General features: G+C 65.7%; 18 protein-coding genes. 9 read left to right on the forward strand and 9 right to left on the reverse strand.

Going from position 1 to position 13,597, the window contains the following annotated elements; all coding sequences use genetic code 11:
• Position 1: 1 nt before the first annotated feature.
• A complete protein-coding gene (locus tag EA798_RS19315) occupies positions 2 to 694 on the reverse strand; it encodes an OmpW/AlkL family protein (protein ID WP_122099991.1) in 693 nt (230 codons plus the stop codon).
• 183 nt (positions 695 to 877) lie between these two features.
• On the opposite strand from EA798_RS19315, the gene EA798_RS19320 reads away from it, so the two are divergent.
• From EA798_RS19320 to EA798_RS19345, 6 genes are read left to right on the forward strand one after another with little or no spacing between them, the layout of a single operon-like run.
• Positions 878 to 1,663: a DUF3450 domain-containing protein gene (locus EA798_RS19320; RefSeq protein ID WP_122099992.1), complete on the forward strand. Its 786-nt coding sequence runs from the start codon at positions 878 to 880 to the stop codon at positions 1,661 to 1,663.
• Positions 1,660 to 3,006, forward strand: a complete 1,347-nt coding sequence (locus EA798_RS19325) for a MotA/TolQ/ExbB proton channel family protein (protein ID WP_122099993.1) — start codon at positions 1,660 to 1,662, stop codon at positions 3,004 to 3,006. Before EA798_RS19320 ends, EA798_RS19325 begins: the two co-directional genes overlap by 4 nt.
• A complete protein-coding gene (locus EA798_RS19330) occupies positions 2,999 to 3,544 on the forward strand; it encodes a MotA/TolQ/ExbB proton channel family protein (RefSeq protein ID WP_011912010.1) in 546 nt (181 codons plus the stop codon). Before EA798_RS19325 ends, EA798_RS19330 begins: the two co-directional genes overlap by 8 nt.
• Positions 3,545 to 3,555: 11 nt before the next feature.
• Complete coding sequence (locus tag EA798_RS19335) at positions 3,556 to 3,969, forward strand: ExbD/TolR family protein (RefSeq protein WP_013981725.1); 414 nt, start codon at positions 3,556 to 3,558, stop codon at positions 3,967 to 3,969.
• Positions 3,969 to 4,682, forward strand: a complete 714-nt coding sequence (locus EA798_RS19340) for an energy transducer TonB (RefSeq protein ID WP_106155904.1) — start codon at positions 3,969 to 3,971, stop codon at positions 4,680 to 4,682. Before EA798_RS19335 ends, EA798_RS19340 begins: the two co-directional genes overlap by 1 nt.
• A gap of 1 nt (position 4,683) precedes the next feature.
• A complete protein-coding gene (locus EA798_RS19345) occupies positions 4,684 to 5,775 on the forward strand; it encodes a tetratricopeptide repeat protein (protein WP_122099994.1) in 1,092 nt (363 codons plus the stop codon).
• Positions 5,776 to 5,820: 45 nt separating this feature from the next.
• On the opposite strand, the gene EA798_RS19350 is transcribed toward EA798_RS19345, so the two are convergent.
• From EA798_RS19350 to EA798_RS19365, 4 genes are read right to left on the reverse strand one after another with little or no spacing between them, the layout of a single operon-like run.
• Complete coding sequence (locus EA798_RS19350; protein ID WP_122099995.1) at positions 5,821 to 6,333, reverse strand: DUF3299 domain-containing protein; 513 nt, start codon at positions 6,331 to 6,333, stop codon at positions 5,821 to 5,823.
• Positions 6,334 to 6,341: 8 nt separating this feature from the next.
• Complete coding sequence (locus EA798_RS19355) at positions 6,342 to 7,607, reverse strand: ABC transporter permease (protein WP_122099996.1); 1,266 nt, start codon at positions 7,605 to 7,607, stop codon at positions 6,342 to 6,344.
• A 3-nt stretch (positions 7,608 to 7,610) separates the two neighbouring features.
• Positions 7,611 to 8,318, reverse strand: coding sequence for an ABC transporter ATP-binding protein (locus EA798_RS19360; protein WP_106155901.1), 708 nt, complete (start codon positions 8,316 to 8,318; stop codon positions 7,611 to 7,613).
• A gap of 17 nt (positions 8,319 to 8,335) precedes the next feature.
• Complete coding sequence (locus tag EA798_RS19365; protein WP_122099997.1) at positions 8,336 to 8,965, reverse strand: DUF2796 domain-containing protein; 630 nt, start codon at positions 8,963 to 8,965, stop codon at positions 8,336 to 8,338.
• A 93-nt stretch (positions 8,966 to 9,058) separates the two neighbouring features.
• On the opposite strand from EA798_RS19365, the gene EA798_RS19370 reads away from it, so the two are divergent.
• A complete protein-coding gene (locus EA798_RS19370) occupies positions 9,059 to 9,409 on the forward strand; it encodes a hypothetical protein (protein WP_106155899.1) in 351 nt (116 codons plus the stop codon).
• Between the two features lie 25 nt (positions 9,410 to 9,434).
• On the opposite strand, the gene trxA is transcribed toward EA798_RS19370, so the two are convergent.
• Positions 9,435 to 10,304 (reverse strand): thioredoxin, encoded by an 870-nt coding sequence (gene trxA, locus EA798_RS19375; RefSeq protein ID WP_122099998.1) that lies wholly within the window; start codon positions 10,302 to 10,304, stop codon positions 9,435 to 9,437.
• A gap of 207 nt (positions 10,305 to 10,511) precedes the next feature.
• Between trxA and yedE the strand changes: the two genes are divergently transcribed.
• The gene (gene yedE / locus EA798_RS19380) at positions 10,512 to 11,738 is read left to right on the forward strand and encodes a selenium metabolism membrane protein YedE/FdhT (RefSeq protein WP_122099999.1); all 1,227 of its coding nucleotides are present in this window, start codon (positions 10,512 to 10,514) and stop codon (positions 11,736 to 11,738) included.
• On the forward strand, positions 11,707 to 11,946 hold the full coding sequence (gene yedF, locus EA798_RS19385; protein ID WP_013981735.1) for a sulfurtransferase-like selenium metabolism protein YedF: 240 nt from the start codon (positions 11,707 to 11,709) through the stop codon (positions 11,944 to 11,946). Before yedE ends, yedF begins: the two co-directional genes overlap by 32 nt.
• A gap of 30 nt (positions 11,947 to 11,976) precedes the next feature.
• Here yedF and thpR read toward each other — a convergent pair whose 3' ends face one another.
• The 3 genes from thpR to EA798_RS19400 are packed head-to-tail and all read right to left on the reverse strand — an operon-like array spanning position 11,977 to position 13,589.
• Complete coding sequence (thpR, locus tag EA798_RS19390) at positions 11,977 to 12,498, reverse strand: RNA 2',3'-cyclic phosphodiesterase (RefSeq protein WP_122100000.1); 522 nt, start codon at positions 12,496 to 12,498, stop codon at positions 11,977 to 11,979.
• A 15-nt stretch (positions 12,499 to 12,513) separates the two neighbouring features.
• Complete coding sequence (locus tag EA798_RS19395; protein ID WP_122100001.1) at positions 12,514 to 13,167, reverse strand: class I SAM-dependent methyltransferase; 654 nt, start codon at positions 13,165 to 13,167, stop codon at positions 12,514 to 12,516.
• On the reverse strand, positions 13,164 to 13,589 hold the full coding sequence (locus EA798_RS19400) for a YbaY family lipoprotein (protein ID WP_019406518.1): 426 nt from the start codon (positions 13,587 to 13,589) through the stop codon (positions 13,164 to 13,166). The genes EA798_RS19395 and EA798_RS19400 overlap by 4 nt, the downstream gene beginning before the upstream one ends.
• Positions 13,590 to 13,597 lie beyond the last annotated feature (8 nt).

Genomic DNA, 13,597 nt, shown 5'->3' on the forward strand with positions numbered 1-13,597 from the left:
GTTAGAACTTGTAGCCGAGGCCGACCATGTAGACGAAGGGGTCTACATCAACGTCGACTTTTGCGCGAACGCCGAGGATTGTGTTGTCGACATAGGCTTCGGTGTCAATGTCGATATAGCGAAGTTGGGCATTAAGCATGACGTTATCGGTCAGCATGTAATCCATGCCGACTTGAGCGGCCCAGCCCCACGAATTCTTCACGCGGAAATTGTCAAACCCGCCAGCGCTTGCGGCGCTACCAACGCTTTCATCGAAGAACCATGTGTAATTGATCCCCGCGCCGACATAAGGCTGGAACGCCGATTTATTGTCCAGCGGGTAATAAACCAAGCTCAGTGTTGGTGGTAGGTGCTTCAGGTCGCCAAGTTTGCCGTCGGCGATTCCGCCAGCGGTGCCGGAGATGGATACGTTGTGTTGGAATGGCGTAGCGGCGAGTAGCTCAATGCCGACATTATCGGTCAGCATGTAAGCAAAGTTGAGTCCGAGCTGGGTATCACTGTCCAGCGAAGCTTTTCCGCCTAGGTCGGTGCCCGCGAGAGTTCCCCGGTCAACTTTGACGCTGGAGGTGCTTTCGTGCGGATCAACGGTAATCGCACCAGCGCGAACGATGATGTCCCCGGCTTCGAAAGCCTGGGCGAAGGGGGCGGCCAGCGCCAGGGCCAGCGCGGAAGCGGTGAACAGGGTCTTGCGCATGATGATGCTCCGTTTGTTGGAATGCGATTGGGGGCCATGGTAGGGAGTGAGCGCGGGCGCTTTTTGATCCAGCTCAATGAAAGAAGCCTCGGCTGCTGCGACGAAACGCCCGGGTTGCTTTGCGTCAACTCACAGATGATAATGTTTCTCTTTTGAGTTAACGCCCGTCCCAAGGATTCCTCAATGCCTTCCTTCATCCCCCGCCTGCTGGCGGCTGCCGTGCTGCCATGCTGTCTGCAGCTTTATGCCGGGTCGCTGTCCGCCGCTCCGCTGGACGCTGCGCTCGATGAGAGCGAGCGCCTGTCTGCCGAAGCCAAGGCTTCGCAAGCGCGGATCGATCAGCTCGACGATGCCACGCGCGAGATGCTCACCGAGTACCGCAACGCGCTGCAGCAGACCGAAGCCCTGAAGGCCTACAACAAGCAGCTGCAGGAACTGACCGCTGCGCAGCGCAAGGAGCTGGTCGGCTTCCAGCGCCAGCTGGACAGCATCGAGCGCACTCAGGAAGCGGTAACGCCGCAGATGAGTCGCATGGTCGAGGTGCTTGGCGAGTTCATCGCGGCCGACTTGCCGTTCCTGCCCGAGGAGCGCGCTGATCGTCTGGCCGGGCTGCAGGACCTGCTGCCGCGTGCCGACGTCAGCCTGGCGGAGAAGTACCGGCGCATCCTCGAGGCCTATCAGATCGAAAGCGACTACGGCCGCACGCTGGAAGCCTGGCGCGGCGAACTGCCGGGCAACGGTGATTCGCGTAGCGTCGAGTTCCTGCGCCTGGGCCGGGTGATGCTCTATTACCAGACCCTCGATGCACACGAGAGCGGCTGGTGGAACCCGCAGACACGCAGCTGGGAAGTGCTTGATGGCAGCGCCCGACGTCCGCTGACCCAGGCCATCGCCATTGCCCGCCAGCAGCAGGCCCCCGCGTATCTGCAACTGCCCGTGAAGACTCTGGCCGAGGAGGCCGCGCAATGAGCCGTCTGTTTTCCCTGTTCCTTGTCGCGCTGCTGCCGTTCACCTCTCATGCGGCGGAGCCGCTCAGTCCCGACCAGCTGCTCGAGCGCATTCGCAGCGACCGCGCGGCCGAGGTCAGCGCCATGCAGACCCGCGAGCAGGCCTTTGTGCGTGACCGTGGCGAGCAGCAGCAACTGCTGTCACGCGCACGGGCCGCCCTCGCCGAGCAGAAGGCCGAGGCCGAGCGGCTGAAGGCTGAATTCGACCGTCAGGAAGCGGAGCTGGCCGAGCAGGAAAAGTTGCTGGCACAGCGTGTCGGTCATCTCGGCGAGCTGTTCGGCGTGGTGCGGCAGGGTGCCGGTGATATCGCCGGCCAGTGGCAGGACAGCCTGCTCAATGCCCAGTATCCCGAGCGCCTCAAGCAGCTGCGCAGCTTGGCCGAAAGCCGTGCCTTGCCATCAGCCGATGACCTCGATGCCTTCTGGATGACCCTCCTCGAAGACCTGGCGGCCAGCGGCCGCGTCGAGCGCGTGCAACTGCCGGTGGTGGGCACCGATGGTGCGCGCAGCGAGCAGCCGGTACTGCGCGTCGGCAGCTTCTCTGCCTTTACCAGCGACGCCTTCTTGCGCTACGACGCAGATGCCGGCGAGCTGCTGGTGCCGCCGCGTCAGCCGTCCGGCAAGGGCCTGATCGAGGATTACCTGAAAAGCTCCGATGCCCTGGCCACGCTGCCTGTCGACCCGAGCCGGGGTACCCTGTTGGCGCAGTTGCAGCGCCAGCCGGACCTGTGGGATCGCGTCAAGCAGGGCGGTCTGGTCGGCGGCGTGATTCTGGTGCTCGGCGCCATCGGCCTGCTGCTGGCGATCTGGCGCATGGTCTATCTCGGTGGCATTGGCCGCAAGGTTGGAAGCCAGATGCGCGAGCTCAATCATCCGCGTGATGACAACCCGCTCGGCCGCATCATCGGCGTGCTGGGGCCAAAGCCTCAGCTGTCGGACCTGGAGACGCTGGAGCTCAAGCTGGACGAAGCCATCCTGCAGGAAACCCCGCCGCTGGAGCGTGGCCAGCCGTTGCTCAAGCTGCTCGCCGCCGTGGCGCCGCTGCTCGGCCTGCTGGGTACCGTGACCGGCATGATCATCACCTTCCAGGCCATCACCCAGAGTGGTGGCGGCGATTCGCGGCTGATGGCCGACGGCATTTCCCAGGCGCTGGTGACCACGGTGCTGGGCCTGGTGGTGGCGATTCCGCTGCTGTTCCTGCACAGCCTGTTGGCCAGCCGCAGCAAGGCGCTGATCCAGCTGCTGGAGCAGCAGAGCGCCGGGCTGATCGCGCTGCATCTGTCCGGAGCACCGCGCCGTGACTGATCTGCGCGCTCACTGGCTGAGTGTCGTCGACAGCGGTCACGCGCTGCTCGACTTCATGACCGCGGGTGGGGTGGTGATGTGGGCATTGGCAGGCCTGTGCGTGCTGTATTGGACGCTGGTGTTCGAGCGCCTGTGGTTCATGCGTCGGGTCTTCCCGCATTGGGTCGAGTCGCGCCGGCAGGCCTGGGCACAGCTGGCCGATGAGCCCGGTAGCTGGCAGCGCGCCGTGCGCCTGGCCTGGCTGGCCCAGGCGCAGCAGCAGCTGTCCGGCCCGCTGCGTTTGAGCAAGACACTGGTTGCGATGTATCCGCTGCTCGGCCTGCTGGGCACGGTCAGCGGCATGATCGCGGTTTTCGATGTGCTGGCGCTCAGCGGCACCGGCAACCCTCGCGGCATGGCTGCGGGCGTCTGGCAGGCGACCCTGCCGACCATGGCCGGCATGGTGCTGGCCATCACGGGATTGTTCAGTCTGGCGCGCCTCGAGCGAATCGCGCGCCAGTCTCTCGACCGGCTGGCCGACCAGCTGCGTCACGATTGAGGATTAGCCGGATGCGTATGCGTCGTCACCATTACCAGCAGGAAGAAGACACCGGCATCGATCTCACGCCGATGCTCGACGTGGTCTTCATCATGCTGATCTTCTTCATCGTCACCAGCTCCTTCATCAAGGAGTCGGGTGTCGAGGTCCAGCGCCCGCAGGCCGATACCGCGAGCACGCAGGACAAGGGCAACATCCTTATCGCCGTCACCGCCGATGGGCAGGTCTGGATCGACAAGCAGGCGGTGGACGTGCGCAGCGTTCGCGCGCACGTCGAGCGGATGCGGGTGGATCAGCCGGAGGGCGCGGTGGTCGTCCAGGCCGACCAGGATGCCCGCACCGGCCTTGTGGTGCAGGTGATGGACCAGGCGCGCCAGGCCGGCGTGCAGGACGTGGCGCTGGCTGCCAGCACGGGGTCGCGCTGATGCAACCGCGGCTGGTCCGTTTCAGTCTGGCGTTCGTCGCCGCCTGCGTGGTGGCGCTGCTGCTGTTCGCTCTGATGCTGAGCATGGTCAATCCACCGCGCAGCAAGATTCAGGAAGACCCGCTGGCCATCGCCAATTTCGTGCGTATGGATGGGCGCAACGAAGACAGCGCCACGCGCACTCGCCAGCAGGCGCCGCAACCACCACAGCCGAAGACGCCGCAGCCGCCGACGCCGCCGACGCCGAACATGGCCACGCCGGATGCCAACCTGCCGAAGCTCGACCTCGATCTGCCGAGCATCGATGCGGGTATATCGGTGGCGACCGCGCCGGCGCCCAGTCTGTCCGGCCTGACGGCCGCACCGAGCGCACCTGCGGCTGCTCCTGCGCCAGCCAGCGCGGCAGTGGAAGCGGCCGGTAACCCGGGTGGCCCAGAGCAGGAAGTGATGCCGCTCAATGATGTGCGCCCTGAGTATCCCTATCGTGCCCGGCAGCAGGGCATCGAGGGCCATATCAAGCTGGCCTTCACCATCAACCCGCAGGGCCGGGTGGAGAACATCCGCGTGCTGGAGGCCTCGCCACGCAACGTGTTCGATCGCGAGGCCCGGCGTGCCGCGGCCCGCTGGCGTTTCGCCCCGCGCACCGAGAACGGCGCGCCGGTATCCCGAGAAGCCGTTAAAACCCTGCACTTCCGCCTGCAAGGAGAACGCTGAGATGCTTCGTCTGCTGCTTGTGCTGACCCTTTCCCTCGCTGCTTCGGTCCAGGCTGCCCAGGCCATCGACCCGGCCGTGTTCATGGCGCTCGAGCGAGCGCAGACCGCGCAGAGCAAGGGCGACTATGCGGCTGCACGCAAGGCGCTTGAAGGCGCAAGCGCCAAGCCGGGGAGCAACGAAGAGGCCTTGCTCTGGCGCAGCCGGGGCTACCTGGCCTGGGCCGAAGGCAACAACAGGCAGGCGCTGGAGTGGCTGGACAAGGCCGTGGCCAGTGGCAAGCTGGACGAGCAACTGCTGGCCGGCGAGCGCCTCAATCTGGCACGCCTGAACCTGGTCGAGGGGCGCTATGCCAAGGTCGTCAGCCTGCTGGGCTCGGCCAATCAGGCCGACGAGGAGGTCCTGCAGATGCTCGTGCAGGCCTATCAGGGGCTTGGCCAGCATGCCAAGGCCCTGCCGCTGGCCGAGCGTTACGTGCAGGCCAATCCGAAAGCCGGCGATACCTGGCTGCAGTTCCTGGTCGCTGGTAATGCGGAGCTTAAGCGCTATCAAGCGGCTGAAGGCTGGCAGAAGAAGCTGTTGCTGCGCCATCCCGATCAGGCCAAGGCCTGGCGTCAGCTGGCCGGTTTGCAGCAGCTGGCTGGTGCCGAGGATCGCGCGCTGGCAACGCTGCGCGCGGCGCATGCAAAGGGCTTGCGTTTCAGCGAAGCGGAACTGGATAACCTAGTCGCTCTTGCCAGTGCTGCAGGCCAGCCCTGGCAAGGTGCCAAACTGCTCGAAGGGATGTTGGCGTCACACTTGCTTTCCGGCAATGCAGCCCGTCAGGAGCGCATGGGCATGCTCTGGTGGCAGGCGCGGGAGCGTACCGAAGCCGCCAAGATCTATCGGCAGCTGGCGACCCAGACCGGCAGCGCAAAGTTCTGGATGAATGTCGCACAGCTCGAGCTGGAACAGGCCCGCTGGCAGGCCGGGCTCGAAGCGCTGAAGCAGGCCGAGCGCGCTGGTGCGGAGCGTCGTCGGGTGCGTGAATGGCGCGAATGGGCCGAAGGCGAGCTCAGCTTCGAGCGCGAGAAGCAGATCGCCAGCGCGCACTGATCAGACTGGCAAAATGTAATCGCCGCCGCGTTGGTCGGCTGGCGATCACTGCAACTCGTAGGGATAGATCTTCTGCGCCTGCATGCGGTAGCCGGCCTCTGCCAGCTCGCTGCTGGCATGCTCGACGCGCATGGGCCCCTCGATCCAGAACGGCTCGTACAGTGCTTCCACCCGCACGCCCAGTTCGCTGGTGGCATGCACGATCTGGTTGGACGGCGGTGGTGGCACATGGATGCAGGCGCCGAAATACGGCACCAGCAGGAACTCGATGACGCGCCCTTCGTCGGTCATGTCCAGCGGCACGATATAGCCTGGCAACTTCACCATCTGCCCATCAAGCGCCTCAACCACCGGCGCGGCCGGCGACTGCTGCGCCGCGGCAGGGCCGGCCTCGGCGGCGAGCGCATCGGCCAGCTGCGACATGTCATGTATCGCCAGCGGCGGTGGCGGCGGAGGGGCTCCTTCCGGGATCAGCTCCGACCATTGCAGCAGGCGGACTTCGGCCGCGTGCAGCGGCAGCGCGCAGGCCAGGAGCAGGACGAACAGCAGGCGTGGCATGGGCTTCCTCATAGTCGGATCGACAGGCCATCGGCCAGCGATTGGCGATAGGCCCGCCAGGCCGGCACGCTGCCCATCAGCAGTGCGGCCAGCAGGATAGCGCCGAGCAGGCTCCACTCATAGGCGCTCGGCCAGGCCAGCGGCAGGTAAAGTCCGTAAAGGCTCTGCAGCGGTGACTGCGCCACGGCGATGCCGAGATAGAGCAGGGCCAGACCCAGCAGTGTTCCAGCCAACGCCAGGCCGAACGCCTCGATGATCAGCAGCGCGGCGATGTGCCAGGGGCGAGCACCCACCGAGCGCAGGATCGCCATCTCGCGGCGGCGTTCGTTCAGGCTGGTCAGGATCGCCGTGAGCATGCCGATCAGGCCGGTCAGCACGACGAACAGTGAAACCACGAACAGCGCCTTCTCGGCCGTACCCATCAGGCTCCACAGTTCCTGCAGCGCGACGCCGGGCAGAATCGCCAGCAGCGGCTCGCCGCGGTACTCGTTGATTTCCCGCTGCAGGGTGAATGTCGCGATCTTGCTGTTGAGGCCGAGCAGGAACGCCGTGATCTGCTGTGGCTGAAGATCGAGTTCCCGCGCCTGCTCCGCATCGATACGCGCCGCGCCGCGGGCCGGCATGCCGTTTTGCCAATCGACATGCAACGCTTCCATGCCTTCAAGGCTGATGTGCAGCGTGCGGTCGACCGGTGTGCCGGTGCGCTGCAGCACGCCGACCACACGGAAGGGCTTGTCGTCGTGCTGCACCAGGCTGACCCGGGCAACGCCATGGGCGAGAACGATGCTGTCTTCGAGCTGGTAGCCCAGCGCGCTGGCCACTTCGGCACCCAGTACCACCTCGAACGGGTCGCTTTCGAAGGCGCGGCCTTCGGCCAGCTGCAGCGGCTGTTTGCGGCCGTAGCGGTAGTGCTCGAAATAGCCGGCGCTGGTGCCCATCACGCGATAGCCACGATGGGAATCGCCGAGGGAAATCGGGATTGCCCAGGCGACCCGTGGGTGCTCGGCGAAGCGTTGGTAACTGTCCCAGCGAATATTGTTGGTTGCATTGCCGATGCGGAACACCGAGTACAGCAGCAGGTTTACCGAACCGGAACGGGCGCCGACCACCAGATCGGTACCGCTGATGGTGTTGGCGAAGCTGGCGCGGGTTTCATTGCGCACCCGTTCGACGGCAAGCAGCAGGCACACCGACAGCGCGATGGCGAAGACGGTCAGCAGGGCGGTGAAGCGGCGATTGTTCAGGCTCGCCAGGGCCAGGCGCAGGAGATACATCGCTCAGCACTCCGGCGCGCGTGCGGCGCGATTGAGATCGGCCAGCGACAGGCTGCGGTCGAACAGCGGTGCGAGACTCTGATCATGACTGACGAACAGCAGGCTGGCGCCCGCCGCCCGGCATTCGGAAAACAGCAGCTGCAGGAAGGCTTCGCGGCTGTCCGCATCCAGTGCCGAGGTCGGTTCGTCGGCGATGACCAGCTCGGGCTGGCCGATCAGCGCTCGGGCGGCGGCCACGCGCTGCTGCTGTCCGATGGACAGCGCGTCGGCCCGCCGCTCGAACAGCTCCGGTGCCAGCCCCAGGTGCTCCAGCAGGCTCGCCGCCGCGGCATCGGTGCTGCCGTGACGCTTGCGCGCACGTTCGGCACGCAGCCGCGAAAAATGGCAGGGCAGACCGACGTTTTCACGCACCGATAGAAAAGGCAGCAGGTTGAACTGCTGGAAGATGTAGCCGGTGTGATCGACGCGGAAGCGATCCCGGGCACCGGCCGAAAGGCGGCCAAGATCATGGTCGAGCAGGCGCACGCTGCCGCGCGCGGCCTTCTGCACGCCGCCGATCAGGCCGAGCAGGGTGGTCTTGCCGCTGCCCGAGGGGCCTTTGAGAAACAGGCTCTCACCGCGTTCAAGGCGAAAGCAGGGGATGTCCAGCAGCTCGGCCTGGCGTGGCCAGGCGAAGCCGAGGTTGTCGATTGCGAGGAGTGGAACGGTCATCGGTGTCCAGTGCTGATTCAGAAGGGCAGCTGCGCGCGCGCGGGGGTCAGTTCTGCGCCCTGTTGGCCGTTGGGGCCGATCAGTTGTACCTGAATCTTCTCCATACCGGGGAAGCGTTCGAACAGGCCCTTCAGATCCAAGGCCTGCAGCGCGTCAGGTTTGCTGCAGTCGAACTGGTAGTGCGCTTCGATATCGCTATGGCCACCGGCTTCGTGGTCGTCGTGATCGTGCTTATGCTCCTGCTTGTGAGCATGTTCATCACCGCGCTGATAGCCCGCATGGGCCGAGCCGAGCAGGTCGCCGGCAAACTGCTGTTCACTCACGCTGCAGCCAGCTGCCGCCGGCAGGCCGAACAGCGCCAGGGGTTGTTCCAGTTGCGAGCGGGCGCTGGCGATCTTCGCCTCATCCGCTGCATTGGCCGGTGCGTGCTCGAAACCCAGCAGATTCATCGCCGGGCTGATCAGCTCCAGTTCCAGCCGATTACCGTCCAGTGCCGCATTCAGCCGCGCCGAGCCATGTTCATGTGCGCTCAGGCTGGAGGCCTCTTCATGCTTATGATGATGGTGTTCTTCCTGGGCGTGGCTGGAGGTCAGAGGCAGCAGAAGCACAGGCACGGCAAGCAGTAGGTGGCGCATGGTCAGCTCCATTCGAAGGGGTGTTACCTTATAACAACTTTGCTGCGCCGCTGGCCAGTCCGTTGCCGTCATGTGAGCATGAGTGCATCAATCAGGAGGCGCAGCATGATTCGAATTCGCGGACGTATAGGCGATTGGCCGGTCGATCTTGAAATCGAGCTTGGTGAGCGGGACTGGTCGCAGCTGGCCCGTGGCTTTGCCGATGTCGGCGTGGTGGCCGGCGGCGCTCCGGCGACCGCAGCGCCGCCCGTAGATGCGCTGTGGCACAGCGCTCGCGAGCGTTTGCGCTGCGCTGGCAAGTTGGACGGCCCCGAGCTGCTCGCCGAACTGGAAGCCCTGACCGGGAACGCGCAGCTGGCCAAGCGGCTGCTGGTGCGGTTGCGTCATTGCGACGACGTGAAGGTGGAGCACGGTGCCGACTCGCCCTGCTACCACTGGATCGGCGAGCCGTCCTGAACGGCTCGCCTGCTGTCGCGAACGATCAGTAGATCGCCTGATAGAGCTTGCGGCGGTACAGCGTCACCAGCGGATGGTCGTTACCCAGCAGCTCGAAGACCTGCAGCAGCGTCTTGTGCGGCTGCCCGTCGGCATAGTTGCGATTGCGCACGAACAGCTTGAGCAGGCCGTCGAGCGCCGCCTCGTACTGCTGGCGAGCCAGCTGCTGGATGGCGAGCTGATAAGCCGCTTCATCGTCCTCGCCGTTTTGTGCCAGCCGACTCTTCAGCGTTGCCACCTCGGGCAGGTCATTGGCCTGGCGCAGGAACGTCAGTTGCGCGCGCGCACCGGCCAGCGCCTGCTTGTGCTCGTCCCCCTTCACGGCATTGAGCACGGTTTCCGCCTCGGCCAGCTCGCCGCGTTCGGCCAGGCAGCGCGCATAGAGGATCAGGCCGGCGGCGTTCTCGTTGTCCTCGCTGAGCAGCTGTTGCAGCTGCGCCTCTGCTTCGGCGAAACGGCCTTCGGCGAAGGCCGCGTGGGCGCTTTCCAGCAGGTTGCCCTGCGGTGTCGCCGGCGGCTGTACATGGGGTTCGAGCATGGCGCGAATCGCGGATTCGGGCTGCGCACCGGCAAAGCCGTCCACCGGCTGACCATCCTTGAACAGCACCACGGTCGGCAGGCTGCGAATACCGAAGCGGGCGACGACCTCCTGCTCGATATCGCAGTTGACCTTGGCCAGCAGCAGCTCGCCCTGATACTCCTCGGCGATCTTCGCCAGCAACGGCATGAGCGCCTTGCACGGCGCACACCATTCGGCCCAGAAGTCGACCAGTACCGGCTTGTGAAACGAGTTCTCGAGCACCAGCTGTTCGAAGCTGGCGGTGGTGACATCGAAGATATAGGGCGTCTGGCTCATCGGGATTCTCGTGGGCGACGAATGACTGAAAGGCTGTGCATGGTATGTGGGGGCGCTCGCCACGGGAAGCAAGGGCTCGCATGGTGGTTGCCATTGGTCTATGGTTGCGCCCGCCAGGTTGCGCAGGCGTCTTGTCGGCGCATCGTGGCGCAACCCTTTTCCTAGACCGGTGCGGCGTTTGCAGTCGCGCGTCATAAGGAGCTTCACATGTCCGTTCTCTCCGACTTCCGGGAGCGCTATCTCGTGCGCTTCTGGTCGCCGCTGCCCGCGCTTGTCGCGCTGGGCGTCGCTTCCGCCTACTACTTCGCCATCACCGGGACCTTCTGGGCCGTCACCGGCGAGTTCACCCGCTGGGGTGGACACGTCATTTCCTGGTTCGGCTACACCCCGCAGGAGTGGAGCTATTTCAAGCTGATCGGCCTGGCCGGTACGCCGCTCGATCGCATCGACGGCGTGATGATCATCGGTATGTTGCTTGGCGCACTGTGCGCGGCACTGTGGGCGAACAACGTCAGCCTGCGCTGGCCGACCAGCAAGCGCCGCCTGTTGCAGGGGCTGATCGGCGGCATCATCGCCGGCTTCGGCGCGCGTCTGGCCATGGGTTGCAACCTGGCGGCCTTCTTCACCGGCATTCCGATGTTCTCGCTGCATGCCTGGGCCTTCATGCTGGCCACCGTGGGCGGCGCCTGGGTCGGCGTGAAGATCTGCCTGCTGCCCTGGCTGCGCACGCCGCTGAAGGTCGGTAGCCAGGCCAGTTCGCTGTTCGGTGACGTGGAAGGCACGCGGCGGCGGGCAGCCGTGCAGGCGAAGATCGGGACGGCGGTGGCGGTGCTGGCCATCGCATTCGCTGCCTGGCGCTTCGATGCCTCGCTGGTGCTGGGCATGGCGGTGCTGTTCGGCCTGCTGTTCGGCGGGCTGATCGAGCGGGCGCAGATCTGCTTCACCAGTGCTGCCCGCGACCTCTGGACCACCGGCCGAACCCGTGCGGCCTACGGCATCCTGCTCGGCATGGCCGTGGCCTGCGTCGGTACGTTCGGTGCCATCGCGCTGGGGGCAAGTCCGAAGATTTTCTGGATGGGGCCGAACGCGATTCTCGGCGGCGTGCTGTTCGGCATCGGCATTGTCGTCGCCGGTGGCTGCGAAACCGGCTGGATGTATCGCGCCATGGAAGGGCAGGTGCACTTCTGGGTGGTCGGCGTCGGCAACGTCATCGGCGGCACGCTGGTGGCGGTGTACTGGGACCAGCTCGGCACGTCGCTGGCGCTGCCCTATCCGAAGATCAATCTGCTGGAGAGCTTCGGCCCGGCCAGCGGATTGCTGCTGACCTTTGCCGGCCTGGCCGTCGCCATGCTGCTGGTGCACCTCAACGCACGTCGTTTCCAACCGAAAAGGAGTCCTGCCCGTGAGCCAGGCCAAACCGAATCTCTCGCTTGATCTGCGTGGCGAGCACTGCCCGTACAACGCCATCGCTACGCTGGAAACCCTGGCGACCATGCAGCCTGGGCAGTTGCTGGAAGTGGTGACGGACTGTTCGCAATCGGTGCACGGCATTCCCGAGGACGCCACGGCCAAGGGTTACAACTGCCTGGCGGTGGAGCAGCACGGTCCGCTGTTCCGCTTTCTCATCGAAGTGCCGCGCTGAGCGGCAGCGCCATATCAACCTAGCCGGCTGCTATGGCGCCGACAGCGGCCAACTGCCCAGTTCGTCGTAGTGCACACCGTCCTCGGCATTGCGCGAGCGGTAGAGCACGAAGCGGTCGGCGTACCAGTTGAAATCCGGTGACGGTTTCTGCGGCCGGCTCCGGGCCTGGCGGCTCAGCGTCAGGTGCGGCAGGAAGGGCCGGCTGTCGAGCACCACGCCGAGCGCGGCCAGATGCTCGGCAAGGGTTGCGACCAGCTTCGGCAGGGCCTGCGGCGTCGTGCTCGGTTGCAGGCAGATGAAGCCCTTGCCGATGGTGGTCAGCCGGTCCAGCCGGAGGTCGAATGCCGTCCCCTCGATGCCTGATGCCATGGTCAGCAGTGCCTCCAGCCGCTCCTTCGGCTGGGCACCGAGAAAGGCCAGGGTCATGTGCAGATTGGCTTCGGCCACCGGGCGCCCGTCGAGTGCCTGGCCGTCACGCCAGGCGCAGATGGCCGTCGCCTGCTCGGGCGGGCAGGGCAGGGCGAAGAACAGGCGCAGACTTTCCTCGCTCATGGTGTCTCCGTATGGCTAGCGTGTCGCGTGGTAGAGGCTCACCTGGCGAAACTCCGCAGGCTCCGCCAGATCTGGCCAGGTGCAGGCATCCAGCACGCCCAGGCGCCGATACAGCGGATGGGCGAAGTCCCGCACGCGGGAGTCGGCCACCAGTGCTTCCCGGCCGCGGCTGAGAAACTGGTCCAGCAGCGGCAGGTTGGCGCGGTCATAGAGCACGTCCGCGACGAGGATCAGATCGTAGCGATCCGCTTCGCCGAAGAAGTCCCGCGAATAGCGTAGCTCGACCCCGTTGAGCGCGGCGTTTGCCCGGCAGGCCGCGAGCGCTAGCGGGTCCAGGTCGCAGGCCACCACCTCGGCGGCGCCTGCCTTGGCCGCGGCGATGGCGGCGACGCCGGAACCCGTGCCGAAATCCAGCACGCGCTTGCCACGCACCCACTCCGGGCGTTCGGCCAGCCAGCGGGCCAGGACCAGCCCGCTGGCCCAGCAGAAGCACCAATAGGGTGGCTCGTCGAGAATGCGCCGGGTTTCCTCGGTGCTGAAGGCGCGATCCATGTTGGCCGCATCGATCAGCCAGAGACGCAGCTCGGTGTCCGGCAGCGTTTCGGCGACCAGGCGGGCATCGCCCAGTAGTTCGTGCAGCGCGGCCTGCAGCTGCGCCGGTGCGCTCACGGTGCCGGAACCAGCTGCAGCGGTCCGAGCGCCTGGCTGGCGGCGCTCGATATGGTGCGCGGCGGCAGGCGCATGATCAGCTGGCCGGCCCGTGTGACGCGGCCGCGTAGCTCGACGCGCTGGCCGGCCGGGAAGGCGTCGGGGTTGAACTGGAGGATGAACGGCAGCTCACCGTCGCGGCCCTTGAGCTGCACGTTGCTGAGCAGGCGGTCGGGCTGGTCGCGACGATCGACCTCCAAGAGGGCCAGCTCCACGTCGCTGCCAGCCGGTGCGCCGATCAGGCTGCCGCTCAGTTCGTTGAGCAGCTTGGAATGGGGGGCGGTGCTCAGCTCGACGGGGGCTGTCGGCGGTTCGCTGGGTTGGCTGCCGCAGCCGGCGAGCAGCGTCAGCAGGGCGGGCAGAGCGAGAAAACGTGATGGCACGGACGGCC

The sequence above is a fragment of the Pseudomonas songnenensis genome, assembly GCF_003696315.1.
In the GTDB taxonomy this organism is placed as follows: domain Bacteria; phylum Pseudomonadota; class Gammaproteobacteria; order Pseudomonadales; family Pseudomonadaceae; genus Stutzerimonas; species Stutzerimonas songnenensis.

Excerpts from the sequence above, each read along its gene's own strand:
- thpR (WP_122100000.1), bottom strand. The coding sequence starts at position 12,498 with ATGAGCGAGGAAAGTCTGCGCCTGTTCTTCGCCCTGCCCTGCCCGCCC.
- EA798_RS19350 (WP_122099995.1), bottom strand. The coding sequence starts at position 6,333 with ATGCCACGCCTGCTGTTCGTCCTGCTCCTGGCCTGCGCGCTGCCGCTG.
- EA798_RS19365 (WP_122099997.1), bottom strand. The coding sequence starts at position 8,965 with ATGGAGCTGACCATGCGCCACCTACTGCTTGCCGTGCCTGTGCTTCTG.
- trxA (WP_122099998.1), bottom strand. The coding sequence starts at position 10,304 with ATGAGCCAGACGCCCTATATCTTCGATGTCACCACCGCCAGCTTCGAA.
- EA798_RS19360 (WP_106155901.1), bottom strand. The coding sequence starts at position 8,318 with ATGACCGTTCCACTCCTCGCAATCGACAACCTCGGCTTCGCCTGGCCA.
- yedE (WP_122099999.1), top strand. The coding sequence starts at position 10,512 with ATGTCCGTTCTCTCCGACTTCCGGGAGCGCTATCTCGTGCGCTTCTGG.
- EA798_RS19325 (WP_122099993.1), top strand. The coding sequence starts at position 1,660 with ATGAGCCGTCTGTTTTCCCTGTTCCTTGTCGCGCTGCTGCCGTTCACC.
- EA798_RS19345 (WP_122099994.1), top strand. The coding sequence starts at position 4,684 with ATGCTTCGTCTGCTGCTTGTGCTGACCCTTTCCCTCGCTGCTTCGGTC.
- EA798_RS19335 (WP_013981725.1), top strand. The coding sequence starts at position 3,556 with ATGCGTATGCGTCGTCACCATTACCAGCAGGAAGAAGACACCGGCATC.
- EA798_RS19340 (WP_106155904.1), top strand. The coding sequence starts at position 3,969 with ATGCAACCGCGGCTGGTCCGTTTCAGTCTGGCGTTCGTCGCCGCCTGC.
- EA798_RS19320 (WP_122099992.1), top strand. The coding sequence starts at position 878 with ATGCCTTCCTTCATCCCCCGCCTGCTGGCGGCTGCCGTGCTGCCATGC.
- EA798_RS19370 (WP_106155899.1), top strand. The coding sequence starts at position 9,059 with ATGATTCGAATTCGCGGACGTATAGGCGATTGGCCGGTCGATCTTGAA.
- EA798_RS19315 (WP_122099991.1), bottom strand. The coding sequence starts at position 694 with ATGCGCAAGACCCTGTTCACCGCTTCCGCGCTGGCCCTGGCGCTGGCC.
- EA798_RS19355 (WP_122099996.1), bottom strand. The coding sequence starts at position 7,607 with ATGTATCTCCTGCGCCTGGCCCTGGCGAGCCTGAACAATCGCCGCTTC.